We start from the raw sequence: 17,459 nt of genomic DNA, 5'->3' as shown, positions 1-17,459 counted from the left end.
CGCGAGCGGCTCACAAGACAGGCAGGATTCCATGGCAGAGGCGGCTGACGATATTCGGGCGGGCCAGCTTACGACAAACCCATTCGACGACGACAAGCTGCGCGAGGAGTGCGGCGTGTTCGGCGTCTGGGGCGCGTCGCAGGCGTCGGCGATGGTGGCCCTTGGCCTTCACGCGCTTCAGCACCGGGGGCAGGAGGCCGCCGGCATCCTCAGCTACGACGGCGAGGAGTTCCATGTCCACCGCGCCATGGGCCATGTGGCCGGCAACTTCGATCGGCCCGACGTGATCGACGCGCTGCCGGGAATCGCCGCCATCGGCCACAACCGCTATTCCACCACCGGCGAGACCGCGCTGCGGAATGTTCAGCCGCTCTATGCCGATCTTGCGGCGGGCGGTTTCGCGGTTGCCCATAACGGCAATCTTTCCAATGCGATGACCCTGAAGGCCGAGCTGATCCGGCGCGGCTCCATCTTCCAGTCCACATCGGATACGGAAGTGATCATCCACCTGGTCGCAACCTCCAGCTTCCGCACCCTGCTGGACCGCTTCATCGACGCACTTAAGCAGGTTGAAGGCGCCTATTCGCTGATCTGCCTCACGAAGGAAGGGCTGATCGCCTGCCGCGACCCGCTGGGCATCCGCCCGCTGGTGCTGGGCAAGCTGGGCGAAGCCTGGATTCTCGCTTCGGAAACCGTGGCACTCGACATCGTGGGCGCCAGCTTCATCCGCTCGATCGAGCCGGGCGAGCTTGTCGTCATCAACGAGGAAGGCCTGCGCAGCCTGAAGCCCTTCGCGCCGGTCAAGTCGCGTCCCTGCATCTTCGAGCAGGTCTATTTTTCAAGGCCTGACAGCTTTTCCGACGGGCTTTCCGTCTATCAGGTCCGCAAGTCGATCGGGGCCGAGCTCGCCGCCGAATCACCTGTGGACGCCGACATGGTGGTGCCGGTTCCCGATTCAGGCACGCCCGCAGCGATCGGCTATGCGCAGGCGGCCGGCATCCCGTTCGAACTGGGGATCATCCGCAGCCATTATGTGGGCCGCACCTTCATCCAGCCGGGCGACCAGATCCGCCACCTTGGCGTGAAGCTGAAGCACAACGCCAACCGGGCGATGATCCAGGGCAAGAAGCTGGTGCTGATTGACGATTCCGTTGTGCGTGGCACCACCAGCGTGAAGATCGTGCACATGCTGCGCGAAGCAGGCGCCGCCGAAGTGCATCTGCGCATCGCCAGCCCGCCCACCACCAACAGCTGCTTCTATGGCGTGGATACGCCGGAACGCCACAAGCTGCTGGCCGCCCAGATGAATGTGGAAGCCATGCGCAACTACATCGGGTGCGACAGCCTCGCCTTCATCTCCATCGACGGCCTCTACCGGGCGCTGGGCGAAACGGCGCGCATCCCGAACGCCCCGCAATTCTGCGACGCCTGTTTCACGGGCGATTATCCGACCCGCCTGACCGATCATGAAGCCGCCGAAGTCCCTGCCCAGTTTGGGCTTCTTTCGGAAAGGCGCGGCTGATGGACGAAGCCCGGCAAAAACTCGCCCTGGTCACCGGCGCCAGCCGCGGAATCGGCGCCGCCACCGCCATCCGCCTCGCGCGGGAAGGCTATCATGTGATCCTGACGGCCCGCGGTGAATCGGGCCTGATCGCGACTGAGGACGCCATCCACGCCATCGGCGGAACCGCGACGATCGCCCCTCTCGACCTGACCAAGGGCGAGGAGATCGACCGGCTCGCGGCGGCCATTTCCGGCCGCTGGCCGGGGCTCGACCTGCTGGTGCTGAATGCCGCCATGCTGGGTACATTGTCTCCCCTTGCCCACGCCTCTCCGAAGGAGTTCGAGGCGGTGATGGCCCTGAATGTGACCGCCCAGTGGCGGCTGATCCGGGCCTTCGACGGCCTGTTGCGGCTGGGGCGCGGCACCGTGATCGCCGTCACATCCTCGGTCGCGGGCCGGGCAGAGGCTTATTGGGGCCCCTATTCCGCATCGAAGGCGGCGCTCGAGAATCTCGTTGGCGTCTATGCGGCGGAAATGCGCAATCTGGGCGTCAACGCCCTTGTCGTCGATCCGGGCGGAACGCGGACTCAGATGCGCGCAAGGGCGTTCCCGGGCGAGGATCCGATGACGCTGAAGGCCCCGGAAGCCGTGGCCGACGCCATTGCCGAAGCCCTGCCGAAGCTGACGCCGGGCTGCGCACGGCTCGTCATCGACAGAAGTGGTCAATCTTCTTTTTCTGAAGCTTCTTAACGAGACTTCTTCACATAAACTCGGCGTCCATCCACCCAGGTTTCCTCAACGGAAACCTGCGGCAGATCGGTCGCCGGGATGGCGAACGGGTCACGATCCAGCAGCAGGAAATCGGCATGTGCGCCTTCCTGCAGCACGCCGACCTTCCCTTCCATGCCCCCGGCCCATGCAGCGTCCGTCGTGAAGCCGGCGAAGGCCTGCTGCATCGTCAGGGCCTCCTGCGGTCGCCAGCCGCCGGGCGGCTGGTTCTGTCGGTCCTGCCGGGTCACGGCGGCGTGCAGGCCATAGAATGGGTTTGCCGGCTCAACAGGAAAGTCGGATCCCAGCGCCAGCTTCACCCCCGCCTGCCGCAGGCGCACCCAGGCATAGGCGCCCTCGAGCCTTGAGTCGCCCAGCCGCTCGCCTGCCATCGCCTTGTCCGACGTGGCATGGGTGGGCTGGACAGAGGCGATGACCTGCAGGTCCGCAAAGCGCGGAATGTCGGCGGAGTCGATCACCTGCGCATGTTCGATGCGATTGCGGAACCTGTCGCCATAGGCCGGGCGGATTTCGGCAAAGGCGTCCAGCGCCTGCCGGTTCGCCGCATCGCCGATGGCATGGGCCGCCACCTGATAGCCAAGGAAGTTGGACCGGCTGAACAGGTTCTTGATCTTGGCCTCATCCAGGAACTGCAGGCCCCGCGTGCCGGATTCGTCGGAATAGGGCTTCAGCAGAAACGCCCCCCGGCTACCCAGCGCCCCGTCGGTGTACAGCTTGATCCCCTGCAGCTTCAGGCGCCCGCCATACAGCCAGGGCGTCGGCCGCAGCGGACTGATCGCCTCCATCGCCGGCATCCCGGCCGCATAGGCGGTGATCCGCAGCGTCAGCCGCCCCTCGTCGCCGAAGGTGCGGAACAGGGCCCAGTCGTCCGCGCTTGTGCCCATGTCGTGTACGCCCGTCAGCCCAACGGAGGCCAGATGGTCCAGCGCGGCTTCGAACGCCTTCTCCCGCTCTCCGGCGGATGGCGGCGGCGCGACCTTGTCCACCAGATCCATCGCGGAATCGATCAGCACGCCAGTGGGATTGCCGGCCGCATCGCGCAGGATGCGGCCGCCGGCGGGATCCCTGGTCGCCTTCGTGATCCCCGCCGCCTTCAGGGCCGCGCTGTTGGCCCATCCGGCATGGCCATCCACGCGCGACAGCCACACGGGGCGGGCGGAATGGGCGGCATCCAGTTCGGCCGCAGTCGGCATCCGGCCAAGGCCCCAGCTCACCTGGTTCCAGCCACGGCCACGGATCCACCCGGTCGATGTGTCGCGCGCGGCATGCTCCGCGATCTTCGCCTGCGCCTCCGCAAGGCTGCCCGCCGACGACAGATCAAGCTGGCGCAACCCCAGCCCCAGGGCCATCACATGCCCGTGCGCGTCGATCAGGCCCGGGATCAGCGTGCGACCCCTGGCATCCAGCTTGAAATCACCGGCCACCAGCTTCGGTTCCGCAGCCCCCTTGGGCAGAATGGCGAGAACCTTCCCGTCATCCCCCACGAACAGGGTGGAAAACCGACGCATGTTCCCTTCTGTATCAAGGGTATATCCGTTGGCGTTGACAACCAGTGTCTTGGCGGCATCGGCCGGGCCTGCCAGCAGCAGCGCCGTCGCGGCCAACAGCAGGCGCTTCATTTCAGCCTCCGGATCAGCGAACTGGTATCGTCGCGGTTGCCGCCAAGCTTCTGCACATCGCCATAGAACTGGTCCACCAGCGCCGCGACAGGCAGGCTCGCGCCGTTTCGGCGGGCTTCATCCAGCACAAGGCCCAGATCCTTGCGCATCAGATCCACCGCGAAGCCGAAGTCGAAGCGCCCCTCCACCATGGTGCGGGCCCGATTGTCCATCTGCCAGCTTTGCGCCGCACCCTGCCCGATCGCATCCAGAAGCGCATCGGTATCCAGCCCGGCCTTCATCGCGAAGTGCAGCGACTCGGCAAGCCCCTGCACCACGCCCGCGATCGCGATCTGGTTCGACATCTTGGCGAGCTGCCCATGGCCCGAAGGCCCGATCCGGACGATACGCCGCCCATAGCAGGAAAGGATCGGCCGCGCGGCCTCGACCGCGTCGGCCCCGCCGCCGCACATGATCGCCAGCTGCCCGGCTTCCGCACCGGCCTGGCCGCCGGATACGGGCGCATCGATGCAGCGCAGCCGCGGATTGCGTTCAGCCAGGGCACGCGCCAGCGCGGCGGAAGCGGTGCTGTGATCGATGAACAGCGCACCGTCGGGCAGAGTCGCGAACCCGCCGCCCTGCCCTTCGGTCACCTGCTGCACATCCGTGTCGTTGCCCACGCAAGTGATCAGCGCGTCCGCGCCGTCCGCGGCCTCTGCCACGGTGGCGGCCGGGCTGCCGCCATAGGCGGCGGCAAAACGCACGGCCTTTTCCGCCGTCCGGTTGAACAACCTGAGCTCATGCCCGGCGGTGACGAGGTGACGCGCCATGGGCCAGCCCATCACGCCCAGTCCGACGAATGCGATACGTGCCATGGGCCCATGCGCTTAATGCGCCATTCGCCCTGCCGGAAGGGCGATTCTCGCGGTCGGGCGCAAAGCTTGCCGGGGCGCAAAGCGAAGTCTATGCCGCGACGTCCAGAAACGGGAACCGAAATGACCGCCTTGCCCGCAACCGCCGACCTGCCCGACACACTCGCCATCACACCCGGAGATGTGGAGGCAGCGGCCGCGCGCATTGCGGGACAGGTTGTTCGCACCCCCACGCTCGAAAGCCGCACCCTTGGCGAGCTGACGGGCGCCAAGGTTTACCTGAAGTTCGAAAACCTTCAGTTCACCGCCGCCTACAAGGAACGTGGGGCGCTGAATCGCCTGCTGGCGCTGACGCCGGAGGAACGGCAGCGGGGTGTGATCGCGATGAGCGCGGGCAACCATGCGCAGGGCCTGGCCTATCATGCCCGGCGGCTGGGCATTCCCGCCACCATCGTGATGCCGCGCTTCACGCCGATGGTGAAGGTGCAGCAGACCGAGGGCCACGACGCCGAAGTCGTCCTCCATGGCGAGAAGCTGGAGGAATCGAGCGCCCACGCCCACATGATCGCCGAGCGGCGGGGACTTGTGTTCGTACATCCGTTCGACGATCCGCTGGTGATGGCCGGCCAGGGCACCGTTGCGCTGGAGATGTTCGAGGATGCACCCGACATCGACACGCTGGTGGTGCCTGTGGGCGGCGGCGGGCTGATTTCCGGCTGCGCCGTTGCGGCTTCCCGCGTGGCGCCGAAGTGCGACATCGTGGGCGTTCAGGCAGAACTCTACCCCAGCATGAAGGCGACGCTGATGGGCGATCCCATCGTCGCGGACGGCGACACGCTGGCCGAAGGCATCGCCGTGAAGTTTCCCGGCACCAACACGGTGCCGATCGTCCGCAAGCTGGTTTCCGACGTGCTTCTGGTGGGCGAGCGCGACATGGAGCGCGCCGTTTCCATGCTGCTCTCCATCGAGAAGACGGTGGTCGAAGGCGCGGGGGCGGCCGGTCTGGCGGCCCTGCTGGCCCACCCGCGCCGGTTCCGCGGGCGCACCGTGGGCATGGTGCTGACGGGCGGCAACATCGATACGCGCCTGCTGGCGAACGTGCTGCTGCGCGATCTTGCCCGCAACGGTCGGCTCGCCCGGCTGCGGATCCGGCTGAAGGACCGGCACGGTCAGCTCTATGGCGTGGCGCGCATCTTTGATCAGCAACAGGTGAACATCCTGGAAGTTTCGCACCACCGCATCTTCACCAACCTGCCCGCCAAGGGCCTGATGACCGAGATCGAGTGCGAGACGCGCGGCGGCGATCATCTGGACAGGCTGATCGAAGCCCTGCGCGGCGCCGGCTATGAAGTGACCAAGGTGGAACTGGGCTGATCCGGCCCGGACGATTGGTCCGTTCCGGATGCACCAACGGCTGCCACCGCTTGTCCACCGCAATCCATCCCGGCTACTTCTCTGTCCTCAGCGGCGGAGGGGCCGCATCGGATCAGGACGGGGCCCGTCGCGTCGGAAACGGCAGGAACCGCCAAAGGCAGGGTTAATGGTGGCCAAAGGCCCCATTTCCGTGCTGCTGTCCGTTGCCTCAACTCCACCCAATGTGCATCATTACCCAGATCGGGAGCAGTTGGATGGAGTCGGGAACGGTCCTGTCGTGACGGTCGGCACTGATATCTTCGTCTGGAACCGGCAGTCGGGCCGTTCGGCGTTTATTCCGGGCGAGAAGGCTGTTGCCCGCAAGGCAATGGCATGACGGAACAACCGACCCGCTTCCCTCGCTTCTTCGTGACGGCGGAAAGCCCCTGCCCCTATCTGCCCGGGCGGACGGAACGAAAGGTCTTTGCGGAACTCCGCGGGCCTGATGCCCAGCGGATGAGCGAAGGGCTGGGCCGCATCGGATTCCGTCGCAGCCAGAATGTGGTCTATCGCCCCAGTTGCGACGGCTGCAATGCCTGCGTCTCCGTGCGGATCGTGGCCAGCCAGTTCCAGCCTTCCCAATCCCATCGTCGCCTGCTGAAGCGCAACGCAGATCTGGATGTCGCCGCCTGCGACGCCTGGGCGACCGAAGAACAGTTCGATCTGCTGCGTCGTTACCTGAAGGATCGCCACCCGCAAGGCGGCATGGCAGGCATGGACGGCTATGACTTTGCCGAGATGATCGAGACGTCACCGGTCGACACCGTCGTGGTCGAGTATCGGGAGCCTGGCGTGGACGGCCGGCCGGGCCGGCTGATCGGTGCCTGCCTTACGGACAAGCAGTCCGATGGCCTGTCCATGGTCTACAGCTTCTATGAAACCGGGCCGGGTGCACGCCCGGGGCTCGGCACCTTCATGATCCTGGATCATGTCGTGCGGGCAGCGCAGGTGGGCATGCGCTATGTCTATCTCGGCTACTGGGTCGATGGCAGTCCGCGCATGGATTACAAACGGCGATTCAGCCCGCTCGAAATGCTGACCCCTCATGGCTGGCGTCTCATGCCCAGACAACAGGCTGCGGCGGAACGTCGCCTGTTCGCGAAGGTCGACTGAGGGCCCCGCGCAGGCTATCTGCACGAAATGCAAGCTACCACCCGCGATCCTGAGAATGTCGCCCTTTTCGCCACGCTCGCGGCGGACTGGTGGGATCCCGATGGCTCATCACGATTGCTGCACCGCATCAATCCCACCCGCCTCGCCTTCGTCCGCGAACGGCTGACCGGGCATTTCGGGCTGGATCCCCGCAAACGCCATGCGCTGGCAGGCTTGAAGGCGCTGGACATCGGCTGCGGCGCCGGCCTTCTGACAGAGCCGCTGGCGCGCATGGGGGCTGATGTGGAAGGGCTGGATGCCGGCGCCGACGTGGTTGCCGCCGCCCGGGCACATGCAGAAGCGCAGGGGCTTTCGATCTGCTATACTGTTGGTGACGTCATTGAGTTCGCAGCCGGCAGAGCGGCACAATATGACTTCATAACATGTCTTGAAGTTATCGAGCATGTTACTGAGATAGATAGGTTTCTTTCTGCAGTTTCCAGTTTGCTAAAGCCGGGTGGCCTGTTGCTGTTTTCCACGCCGAACCGCACGCCGCTCAGCTGGGCTGTGCTGATAGCCGGCGCCGAGAAGATCACCCGACTGATCCCCGATGGTGGACATGACTGGCGCAAGTTCGTGACCCCGGACGAACTGACCCGCCACCTGGCGCAGGCCGGGCTGAAGGTGGACATTCTGAAAGGGCTGACATGGTCCCTGATGAAGGGCTTCCACATCTCTGACGATCTGACGATCAACTATCTGGGAAGCGCCACGAAGGCCTGACACCCGGCCTGACGCTTTCGCGCGCTGGCATTTCGCACAAGCCGGGATCAATCTTCCGCCCGAGGGAGAGAGACGATGGGCATGGATCTGAAGGGCATACATCATTCCGCATTCCGCTGCCGCGATGCGGAGGAAACCCGGGCCTTCTACGAGGATGTGCTGGGGCTACCGGTTGCGGCCGCCCTTGCGTTCGAAGAAGAGCCGGGGTCGGGCAAGGCCCATCCCTATGTCCACATCTTCTTCCGTATGCCCGATGGAAACTACATCGCCTTCTTTGATGCGCCGGACAGCGCAAAGCCCGAACATTTCAGGCCCGCGCACGGCTTTGATCGCCACATCGCCTTCGAAGCCGTCACGGTCGCCCAGCTTGCGGACTGGAAGGCAAGGCTGGAAGCCGCCGGCGTCGCCTGCTTCGGCCCCATCGACCATCATTTCGTGAAGTCGCTCTACATGTGGGATCCGAACGGACTTCAGGTGGAAATCACCGCCCGTGATCCACAGCATGATCCGATCCTGCAGGCAGAGGAGGCCGCCGCCCGGGATGTGCTGGCGGAATGGACGGCCCGCACATCCCGGTCGAAGGCCCACCTCAGGGCCTGATGGGCGCCTATTTCCGGTCGGGTACCGCGAACCGGCCGGAAACCCGGCTGCCGGGCTGGCCGGTCGATGTCTTGCCGTCCAGAGTGGAACGGCCCGACGCAAGATCGATCGTCAGCCTGTTGCCCTGCACCTTGGTCGTGCCCTGGGTCAGCACGACATTGCCGATCAGCGTGAGGATCCGCTTGCTGACATCATAGATTCCGAAGCGGCTGGTCGCCCGCTCGCTGGGGGTCGCCAGGCGGACATTCCCGTCGGCATCCAGGCGCTGGATCACGGGATCGCCTTTTACCGGCCTGCTGTAGGCCACCTTGATCCGGTCTGCCTCCAGCGTCAGATTCCCCTGGCGCACCCGGACATTGCCGGTGAAGATCGCCTGGTTCTGCTGGTCCAGCACGTCGATGCGGTCGGAATCGACATCGATGGGGGCCTTGCTGTCCAGCCCGCGCAGGGCCGATGTGGTGATGCCCTGCGCCGTCGCGGTGGTCGCGCCCAGAGGGGCGAGCAGGGCTGCAAGGATCAGGATTTTCGTGTTGTTGATCATCCGACTGTCCGGTTTGGAGTGATGCGCAGTTTCACGCCGCCAGCCATGCTGACCTTGCGGCCCTCGATGTCGGCGGTGAAGGCGTTTGCGCTGAACTGGCCCATGGGTAGCGTGCCCGAAACGGGATCGCTGGTCGTGACGCGGTTGGCGTTGATGTCGATCAGGATGGTGTTGCCATCCAGGCTGTAGCCGGATGCCGAGCGCGCGACGACGGGGCCGCGAACCAGCAACCGGTTCTGCTCGATGAAGAATTCCCCGGATGGCGCCGTCACGGTCGCCGGGCCCTGTTCCTGCTCGATCCGGGCCGACAGGCCGGACAGAACGACCACCGGCACGGCGCTTGTCTTCTGGACGCCCGATTGTGCAACGATCTCGAACGGCTCACCACGGGCAGTTACGCCCCGGTAGGTGGCGGCTTCCATCCGCATGCGTTCGCCGGCACGCGCCGCACTGTCCTTCGACAGCAGGAAACTGAATTCCTGGGTGGCAGCCATCGGCAGGATCACCAAAACGGCCGCCAGCACCAAAGAAGCAGCCGGCAGCACCCACTTCGCCGCAGACACAAGCGCATCGCGCGGCCCGCCCGGCAGCATCGAACGCCGCCGCGCCTCCCGCTGGCGATCCGCCAGTTCAGACATGCGCGAAGATGTCGATCTCGGGCCAGCCCTGAAGATCAAGGTCTGCCCTGTAAGGCAGGAAGTCGAAACAGGCCTGTGCCAGTTCTGTCCGCCCCTCCCGCGCGAGCCGTTCGTCCAGGATGGGCTTCATCCGGTGCAGGAAGCGCACATCGGAGGCCGCATATTCCTTCTGCGCATCACTCAGCACGGCAGCGCCCCAGTCGCTGGATTGCTGCTGCTTGGAAATCTCCGCACCCAGAAGTTCGCGCACCAGATCCTTGAGGCCGTGGCGATCCGTGTAGGTGCGGATCAGACGACTTGCCGTCTTCGTGCAATAGACTGGCGCCGCCACCACCTCCAGATAGCGCCGGATCACCGCCAGGTCGAAACGGGCGAAGTGATAGAGCTTCAGCCGCGCCGGATCAGCCAGCACCCGGCGCAGGTTCGGCGCGCTGTAATCCCCGGACAGCCGCACGAGATGCTCGTCGCCCTGCCCGTCCGACAACTGGACGAGGCACAGGCGATCCCTGTGGGGGTTCAGCCCCATGGTTTCGGTATCGACGGCGATCGGGCCCGGCGCAAAGGGATCGCCGGGAAGGTCGCCTTCGTGGAAATGAATGGCCATGGCACCGCCATAGGCGCTCCACCGATGCCGGGCAATGGAGTGGTGGCGCTGTCGTGGCCCGGATCAGGCCCGCACGAGCTCTGGCGGGCGGGGATCAGCGCAGGAAGATGAAATATACCCCCATCAGAAGCAGATAACCGGTCAACGCGCTGGTAAGCAGAAGCTTCCAGCCGGATCCGCGCGGGCGTTCGTCGTCCGTCATGGCCATGAAGTCCTCCGAGGCTTCAGTTGGCCCGAAGTTATCCACAGAACAGAAATTGTCAAGTGAAGTGAATATTTCATATCAAGCATATGAAATTGCATGCTATTGTCATTTGCACTATATGCATTGGGGTTTAGGGCCAGGTACTTCCGGATTCGGATGCCGCACTACTCCTCTTTTCCCGCAGCTTGGCCGCGGCCCCGCACCACGCCACCGATGATCCATGGCCACAGCAAGACCGCGCGATGCCGCAACCCTGGTCCTCGTCCGAAGGGACGGCCCCTCCCCCCGTATCCTGATGGGGCGTCGATCCGGCGGCCATGATTTCATGCCGGACAAATGGGTGTTCCCGGGCGGCCGCATCGACAGATCCGATTATCACGCCCCAATCCTCAGGGATCTGGCGCCCGCCGTCGCGGCCGATCTCGCAGCCTCGCGCCGGCTTGGCCGACAGGACGGCGCCCGCCTTGCCCGTGCGCTCGCCAGCACCGCCGTGCGAGAGACATTCGAGGAAACCGGACTGGTGATCGGCCGCCTGTCCGGCCGGCTCGAAGCGGACCTGTCGGGCCTCAGCTACATCGCCCGCGCGATCACGCCGCCGGCGCGCCACAAGCGCTTCGACGCCCGCTTCCTGATGGCGGACGCCGAGCATCTTCAGTCTCTGGACCCATCCGACAGCCGGGAACTGGGTGAAGTCGCCTGGTTCGACCTGAAACAATGCCGCGAACTCGACCTGCCAACTGTCACCCGTGCAGTGCTGGATGTCGTGGAGCTACATCTCAATGGCCAGCCTGTCGCGCGCCCCTTCTGGCGCTGGACGCGGCAAAGCCCCGAATCGGCTCTCTGAAGGCCGGGCTCAACGGCTCGTCTGTATGGCGGCATCGGTTCGTCGATGCGCCCCATCATTCGCCCCCAACTTTGCCCGGATCATCGACAAGGGGGGCGACACCGTTGCGATGACGATTGATAATCCTTGTTGCGGATTTTGAGGAACCGCAATCAAAGGACTGGAAACGATAATGAAAACATACTGGACTGGCCTTGCGGCCAGTGCCGGCCTGCTGCTGGCCGCGCCCGCCTTCAGCCAGCAGGAACCGGCCCAGGCACCGGCCCAGCAGCCGGAAGCCAAGATACCCGCCCCCGCACCGCAACAGCCGGCGCAAGACGGAAATCCGAAACCCGAAGAGGGCAAGACGCCGAAGCCCGAATCATCTGAACCGAAGGCTCAAGCGACTGAAGCCTGACGTACTGGGGCGTCAGTCCAGGTTCGGGCGCAGCCACTGGCGCGCCTGATCCAGGCCGACGCCCCGTCTTTTCGCATAATCGGCCAGCTGATCCTCGCCCACCCGCGCCACACCGAAATAGTGGCTTTGCGGATGCGCGAAGTAAAAGCCCGAAACCGCCGCCGTGGGCAGCATCGCAAAGCTTTCCGTCAGGCTGATCCCGGTTCTGGCCGGGGCGTCCAGCAGATCGAACAGCAACGGCTTCAGGCTGTGATCCGGGCAAGCCGGATAGCCGGGCGCCGGGCGGATGCCCTGATACTGCTCTCGGATAAGGCCCGGATAATCCGGCACGGCCAGCCGTTCATAGCCCCAGTGATCGGTGCGGATGCGGAAATGCAGCGCCTCGGCCGCGGCCTCCGCGAACCGGTCGGCCAGCGCCTTCAGCAGGATGTCCGAATAATCATCGTGCGCAGCCCTGAACTCAGCCAGCTTCGCCTCGATCCCATGGCCCGCCGTCACCGCGAAGCCGCCGATCCAGTCGGCGTCCGGCGAAACGAAATCGGCCAGACAGTCGTTCGCCCTGCCCTCGCGCTTGGCCACCTGCTGCCGCAGCATGGGCAGGCGTGCGATTGGCGCGGAACGGGTTTCGTCCGCGAACAGCAGAATATCGTCACCATCCCGCCGGGCCGGCCAGATCGCGGCGGTTGCCTTCGCCGTCAGCCACTTTTCCGAAACGATCCGCCCCAGCATCGCCTGCGCATCGTGCCACAGCGCGCGGGCCGCTTCACCCACCACCTTGTCGTCCAGGATCTGCGGATAGGTGCCGTGCAGCTCCCACGCCCGGAAAAAGGGTGTCCAGTCGATGAAAGGCACCAGTTCCTCGAGCGACCAGTCATCGATCGTCCACTGCCCTGTCGCGGCCGGCCTGACCGGTGGTTCGGCCGCGAAATCGATCGCCAGGCCATTCGCGCGCGCAGTCGCCAGATCAACGAGCACGGATTGCCCGCCATTCCGCTTCGCGCGAATGTCGGCATAGTCGGTCGCGACGTCCGCAATGAACCGCCCGGCCTGCGTATCCGACATCAGGCTTGACGCAACGCCCACTGCCCGGCTTGCATCCAGCACATGGATGGTCGGCCCCGAATAGGCCGGCGCAATGCGCAGCGCCGTATGCACCCGCGAAGTCGTCGCTCCGCCGATCAGCAGCGGCATGGTGAAGCCCGCGCGCTCCATTTCGGTCGCCACCGTCACCATCTCGTCGAGAGAGGGCGTGATCAGGCCGGACAGACCGATGATGTCCACCTTTTCCGTCCGCGCTGTCTCAAGGATCTTCGGCCAGGGCACCATCACGCCCAGGTCGATCACCTCGTAATTGTTGCACTGGAGGACGACCCCCACGATGTTCTTGCCGATATCGTGCACATCGCCCTTCACCGTCGCCATCAGGATCTTCGCCTTGGGCGCCGCTCCCTCGTCCTTCTCCGCCTCGATGTAGGGAATCAGGTGCGCGACCGCCTTCTTCATCACGCGGGCGGATTTCACCACCTGCGGCAGGAACATCTTGCCGCTGGCGAACAGGTCGCCCACCTGATTCATGCCGTCCATCAGCGGCCCCTCGATCACCTCGATGGGGCGTGCCGCCTGAAGACGGGCCTCCTCGGTATCGGCCACCACATGTGCGTCCAGCCCGTTCACAAGCGCATGGGCCAGGCGCTTCTCGACAGAGAAGGATCGCCATTCCTCTGTCTGTTTTTCAATTGATTGGGCCTGATTGCTGAAACGGGAAGATAGCGCAATGAGCCGATCCGTCGCATCCGGCCGGCGCATCAGGATCACATCCTCGCAGGCCTCGCGCAGCTCGGCGTCAAGGCTTTCATATACGTCCAGTTGCCCGGCATTCACGATCGCCATGTCAAGGCCGGCGGGAATGGCATGATACAGGAACACACTGTGCATCGCCCGGCGGACGGCCTCGTTTCCGCGGAAGGCAAAGCTCAGGTTGGACAACCCGCCGGAGATGCGCGCGCCAGGGCAGCGCTGCTTGATGGCGCGGCAGGCCTCGATGAAATCCAGCGCATAGCGGTCATGCTCCTCGATCCCAGTCGCCACTGCGAAGATATTGGGATCGAAGATGATGTCGTCGGCTGCGTACCCGTCGGCCGTCAGCAGGTCATAGGCGCGGGCGCAGATCTCAAGCTTTCGCGCGGCCGTGTCGGCTTGCCCAGCCTCGTCGAAGGCCATCACGACGGCCGCCGCGCCATAGCGGCGCACCAGGCGGGCCTGCGCCAGGAACTGCGCCTCCCCTTCCTTCAGGCTGATCGAATTCACGATCGCCTTGCCCGCCACGCATTTCAGCCCCGCCTCGATCACGCTCCATTTGCTGCTGTCGATCATCAGCGGCACACGCGCGATGTCCGGTTCGGCGGCCAGCAGCTTCAGGAAGGTCGTCATGGCCGCCTCGCTGTCCAGCAGGCCTTCGTCCATGTTCACGTCGATCACCTGGGCGCCGTTCGCCACCTGATCCCGCGCGACATCCAGTGCCGCCGTGTAATCGCCGGCCACGATCAGTTTGCGGAACCGCGCCGATCCGGTCACGTTCGTCCGCTCGCCGATGTTGATGAAGCTGGTCGCGCTCATGCGAACACCGCCGCTTCCAGGCCGGAAAGACGCAGTGCGGGTACATGGGGCAAAATCGTCCGGGGCGGCAGCCCCTTCACCGCGCGGGAAATCGCCGCAATATGGGCCGGCGTGGTGCCGCAGCAGCCGCCCACCACATTGATCAGCCCCGCCTCTGCCCAGTCACGGATCAGCTGCCCGGTCGTTTCTGGCAGTTCGTCATAGCCGCCAAAAGCATTCGGCAGGCCCGCATTGGGATAGACCATGACCAGCGCATCCGCCTGCGCGGCCAGGACCTGCACATGGGGTCGAAGTTCCGTCGCACCGAAGCTGCAGTTCAGCCCAATGGTCAGCGGCCGCACATGCTGCACCGAAATCCAGAAGGCCTCCACCGTCTGCCCCGAAAGGTTGCGGCCGGCCATGTCGGTCAGCGTCAACGAGATCATCACCGGTACGCGGACGCCGCGCGCCTCCTCCGCTTCCATCGCGGCGAAGGCCGCAGCCTTCGCGTTCAGCGTGTCGAAAACCGTCTCGATCAGGATGAAATCCACCCCGCCCTCCAGCAGGGCGTCGATCTGCTCGCGGTAGACCGCCTTCATCCCGTCGAAATCGACTTCGCGGAACCCCGGATCCTCCACGCGCGGGCTCAACGACAGGGTCTTGTTCGTCGGGCCCAGCGCGCCGGCCACGAAGCGGGGCCAGCCGTCCTCGGCCGTCGCAGCGTCCGCCTCTGCCCTGAGGATGCGGGCGGCCGCCAGGTTGATCTCCCGCACCAGTCCCTCGGTGCCGTAATCCGCCTGGCTGATGGCATTGGCGTTGAAGCTGTTGGTCGCCAGCAGGTCTGCGCCGGCCTCGATATATCCCCGCGCGATCGCGGCGATCGCATCCGGCCGCGTCAGGTTCAGGATGTCGTTGTTGCCCTTCTGGTCGTGGGTGACCGCCAGCGAGCCGCGGAAATCATGCTCCTGCAACCCAAGCTTCTGGATTGCAGTGCCATAAGGGCCGTCCTTCACAAGGATTCTCTGGCTCGCGGCGACACGGAAGGCGGCTTCGGCCGCCGAAGGCAGGATGGTCATGGGCGAACACCAAGAAGGTGGCAGATGGCATAGGCCAGTTCGGCGCGGTTGAGGGTGTAGAAATGGAAATGGCGCACACCGCCGGCATAGAGCCGTCGAACCATTTCCGCCGCGATCGTGGCGGCGACCAGCTGGCGTGCATCCGGTTTGTCATCCAGCCCTTCGAACAGCCGCGCCATCCATGTCGGGATCGTTGTGCCGCACTGGTCGGCCATCCGTTTCACATTGGCGAAGTTCGTGACCGGCAGTATCCCCGGCACCAGATCAGCGGCAATTCCGGCAGCGGCAGCCCGGTCACGAAAGGCGAAGAAGGCTTCGGGCGCAAAGAAGAACTGGGTGATCGCCCGGCTCGCGCCGGCCTCCAGCTTGCGCTTCAGATGCGCCATGTCCGCGTCCGCGCTCACCGCCTCTGGATGGGTTTCCGGATAGGCGCCAACACTCAGCTCGAACGGATGCCGGGCCGCCAGCCCTGCCACAAGCTCCGCTGCATCCCGATAACCGTCCGGGTGGGGCACGAAGCGCTGGAACTGGCCGTCGCGCAAGGGGGGATCACCCCTCAGGGCCACGATGTGCCGGATGCCCGCCGCCCAATAGGCGTCGGCAACGGTTGCAATCTCGTCGCGGCTGGCGTCCACACATGTCAGATGTGCGGCTGCGGGAATGGCTGTCTCTTTCGCGATGCGGGCAACCGTCGCGTGGGTCCTCTCCCGCGTGGTGCCGCCGGCCCCATAGGTGACAGACACGAAGCGCGGCTTCAGCGGTGCCAGCGTCTGCACACTGTTCCACAGGGTTTCCGCCATTTTTTCAGTCTTTGGCGGAAAGAATTCAAACGACACTTCAATATCGCCCGGCAGATCCGCAAACAGCGGGCCGCTGGCCGGTTCCGTCACGGTCATCGCCGTCCCTCCCAGATATTCACAGTCAATTCCGGCCCGGGATGGGTGGAATGCAGGCGCGGAGTCAGCCCGGCCGACGTCAGATAATCGCACATCGTCTTGTTCTCGAACCCCAGCCTGCTGTGCTGGAACCGCGTCCGCAGCTCTTCCAGCGCGTGCGCCGCATAGTCGGCCACCAGCAGTTTTCCGCCGGGCGCAAGCACGCGGGCAGCCTCTGCGATCACCGCGCCGGGCTCGTCCGCGAAATGCAGCACCTGATGCAGCGTCACCGTATCGAAGGCGCCATCCGTGAATGGCAGCGCCCGCATGTCAGCCTGCCGCACATCGGCCGTCTGGTTGCCGCCGCCGGCCAGCTTGCCCCGCGCCAGCCGCAGCATCTCGGGTGAGCGGTCGATCCCGGTCGCGCTCTCCGCCTCGGCAGACAGAAGTTCCAGCACCCGACCCGTACCGGTGCCGATATCCAGCAGCCGACCCACCGATGGCTTGCGCGCAGCCGCCGCCAGCGAAGCTTCCACCTCGATATCCTGCCCGCCCAGCCGGCGCAGAAGATCCCATTCGCCTGCATTGGATTCGAACCAGCCATCGATCCGCCGCTGCCGTTCCGCCCGCACCTGCCCCAGCCTCGCCCGTTCCGGCGCGATCGGATCGCCAGCGCCTGCAACCGCTGCAATCAGGCCATGCGCCGGCTCCGTAATGCGGCGGTCGCCCTGCCCCACGAATACCCAGGCGCCTTCCTTCTGTCGCCGAACCAGCCCGGCTTCCGCCAGGATGCGCACATGGCGGGAAACACGAGGCTGGCTCTGATCCAGGATTTCGGCCAGTTCGCCCACCGAAAGTTCCAGGTCGCGCACCAGCAGCAGGATGCGCACACGCGTGGGATCGGCCAGCGCCGCGAACAATTCGTGCGCCCGGTCAACCGGCTTGATCAGCTCCTCGGCTTTCATTCCTGAAAGACTTAAACATGTCTTTATATGCGGTCAAGGCGGGTGGCATCAGCCCACCCTTGTGCGCGT

Annotated in this window: 17 protein-coding genes; 8 read left to right on the top strand and 9 right to left on the bottom strand. The window is 65.1% G+C overall.

Annotation, left to right across the window (positions count from 1 at the left end):
* The first annotated feature begins 31 nt into the window (after nt 1–31).
* Both purF and ACW9TV_RS09860 read left to right on the top strand, forming a co-directional pair.
* Nucleotides 32–1,522, top strand: a complete 1,491-nt coding sequence (gene purF / locus ACW9TV_RS09865) for an amidophosphoribosyltransferase (RefSeq protein ID WP_494303308.1) — start codon at nt 32–34, stop codon at nt 1,520–1,522.
* On the top strand, nt 1,522–2,253 hold the full coding sequence (locus tag ACW9TV_RS09860; protein ID WP_494303307.1) for an SDR family NAD(P)-dependent oxidoreductase: 732 nt from the start codon (nt 1,522–1,524) through the stop codon (nt 2,251–2,253). Before purF ends, ACW9TV_RS09860 begins: the two co-directional genes overlap by 1 nt.
* On the opposite strand, the gene ACW9TV_RS09855 is transcribed toward ACW9TV_RS09860, so the two are convergent.
* Together ACW9TV_RS09855 and ACW9TV_RS09850 are read right to left on the bottom strand one after the other, a co-directional pair.
* On the bottom strand, nt 2,250–3,911 hold the full coding sequence (locus ACW9TV_RS09855; protein ID WP_494303306.1) for an amidohydrolase: 1,662 nt from the start codon (nt 3,909–3,911) through the stop codon (nt 2,250–2,252). The genes ACW9TV_RS09860 and ACW9TV_RS09855 overlap by 4 nt on opposite strands.
* Nucleotides 3,908–4,765 carry an NAD(P)-dependent oxidoreductase gene (locus ACW9TV_RS09850; protein WP_494303305.1) on the bottom strand — a complete coding sequence of 286 codons (858 nt, stop codon included), beginning with the start codon at nt 4,763–4,765 and terminating at the stop codon, nt 3,908–3,910. Before ACW9TV_RS09850 ends, ACW9TV_RS09855 begins: the two co-directional genes overlap by 4 nt.
* A 120-nt stretch (nt 4,766–4,885) precedes the next feature.
* On the opposite strand from ACW9TV_RS09850, the gene ACW9TV_RS09845 reads away from it, so the two are divergent.
* The 5 genes from ACW9TV_RS09845 (at nt 4,886) to ACW9TV_RS09825 (ending at nt 8,650) form a co-directional block, all read left to right on the top strand.
* Nucleotides 4,886–6,136: a threonine ammonia-lyase gene (locus tag ACW9TV_RS09845; protein WP_494303304.1), complete on the top strand. Its 1,251-nt coding sequence runs from the start codon at nt 4,886–4,888 to the stop codon at nt 6,134–6,136.
* 166 nt (nt 6,137–6,302) lie between these two features.
* Nucleotides 6,303–6,512: a hypothetical protein gene (locus tag ACW9TV_RS09840; protein WP_494303303.1), complete on the top strand. Its 210-nt coding sequence runs from the start codon at nt 6,303–6,305 to the stop codon at nt 6,510–6,512.
* Nucleotides 6,509–7,288 (top strand): arginyltransferase, encoded by a 780-nt coding sequence (locus ACW9TV_RS09835; RefSeq protein ID WP_494303302.1) that lies wholly within the window; start codon nt 6,509–6,511, stop codon nt 7,286–7,288. Before ACW9TV_RS09840 ends, ACW9TV_RS09835 begins: the two co-directional genes overlap by 4 nt.
* A gap of 27 nt (nt 7,289–7,315) precedes the next feature.
* Nucleotides 7,316–8,050: a bifunctional 2-polyprenyl-6-hydroxyphenol methylase/3-demethylubiquinol 3-O-methyltransferase UbiG gene (ubiG, locus tag ACW9TV_RS09830; RefSeq protein ID WP_494303301.1), complete on the top strand. Its 735-nt coding sequence runs from the start codon at nt 7,316–7,318 to the stop codon at nt 8,048–8,050.
* A gap of 75 nt (nt 8,051–8,125) precedes the next feature.
* Nucleotides 8,126–8,650: a VOC family protein gene (locus tag ACW9TV_RS09825; protein ID WP_494303300.1), complete on the top strand. Its 525-nt coding sequence runs from the start codon at nt 8,126–8,128 to the stop codon at nt 8,648–8,650.
* A gap of 7 nt (nt 8,651–8,657) precedes the next feature.
* Here ACW9TV_RS09825 and ACW9TV_RS09820 read toward each other — a convergent pair whose 3' ends face one another.
* The 3 genes from ACW9TV_RS09820 to ACW9TV_RS09810 are packed head-to-tail and all read right to left on the bottom strand — an operon-like array spanning nt 8,658 to nt 10,433.
* On the bottom strand, nt 8,658–9,191 hold the full coding sequence (locus ACW9TV_RS09820) for an LptA/OstA family protein (protein WP_494303299.1): 534 nt from the start codon (nt 9,189–9,191) through the stop codon (nt 8,658–8,660).
* Entirely contained in the window at nt 9,188–9,829 is a 642-nt protein-coding gene (lptC, locus tag ACW9TV_RS09815) for an LPS export ABC transporter periplasmic protein LptC (protein WP_494303298.1), read from the bottom strand. The genes ACW9TV_RS09820 and lptC overlap by 4 nt, the downstream gene beginning before the upstream one ends.
* A complete protein-coding gene (locus ACW9TV_RS09810; RefSeq protein ID WP_494303297.1) occupies nt 9,822–10,433 on the bottom strand; it encodes a ribonuclease D in 612 nt (203 codons plus the stop codon). Before ACW9TV_RS09810 ends, lptC begins: the two co-directional genes overlap by 8 nt.
* Before the next feature lie 425 nt (nt 10,434–10,858).
* Here ACW9TV_RS09810 and ACW9TV_RS09805 point away from each other — a divergent pair, with 425 nt between their 5' ends.
* A complete protein-coding gene (locus ACW9TV_RS09805; RefSeq protein ID WP_494303296.1) occupies nt 10,859–11,482 on the top strand; it encodes an NUDIX hydrolase in 624 nt (207 codons plus the stop codon).
* A gap of 409 nt (nt 11,483–11,891) precedes the next feature.
* Here the strand turns inward: ACW9TV_RS09805 and metH are convergent, their stop codons facing one another.
* Genes metH through ACW9TV_RS09785 form a run of 4 tightly spaced genes read right to left on the bottom strand, consistent with a single transcriptional unit; the run spans nt 11,892 to nt 17,390 of the window.
* Nucleotides 11,892–14,495, bottom strand: coding sequence for a methionine synthase (gene metH / locus ACW9TV_RS09800; protein WP_494303295.1), 2,604 nt, complete (start codon nt 14,493–14,495; stop codon nt 11,892–11,894).
* Nucleotides 14,492–15,550 (bottom strand): homocysteine S-methyltransferase family protein, encoded by a 1,059-nt coding sequence (locus ACW9TV_RS09795; RefSeq protein ID WP_494303294.1) that lies wholly within the window; start codon nt 15,548–15,550, stop codon nt 14,492–14,494. The genes metH and ACW9TV_RS09795 overlap by 4 nt, the downstream gene beginning before the upstream one ends.
* Nucleotides 15,547–16,446 carry a methylenetetrahydrofolate reductase [NAD(P)H] gene (gene metF, locus ACW9TV_RS09790; protein WP_494303293.1) on the bottom strand — a complete coding sequence of 300 codons (900 nt, stop codon included), beginning with the start codon at nt 16,444–16,446 and terminating at the stop codon, nt 15,547–15,549. Before metF ends, ACW9TV_RS09795 begins: the two co-directional genes overlap by 4 nt.
* A complete protein-coding gene (locus ACW9TV_RS09785) occupies nt 16,443–17,390 on the bottom strand; it encodes an ArsR/SmtB family transcription factor (RefSeq protein WP_494303292.1) in 948 nt (315 codons plus the stop codon). Before ACW9TV_RS09785 ends, metF begins: the two co-directional genes overlap by 4 nt.
* Between the last annotated feature and the right edge of the window lie 69 nt (nt 17,391–17,459).

Source organism: Sandaracinobacter sp. T42 (assembly GCF_059115405.1).
The sequence above is the reverse complement of the archived record's forward strand: the minus strand, read 5'-3'. Positions and strand labels throughout refer to the sequence as shown.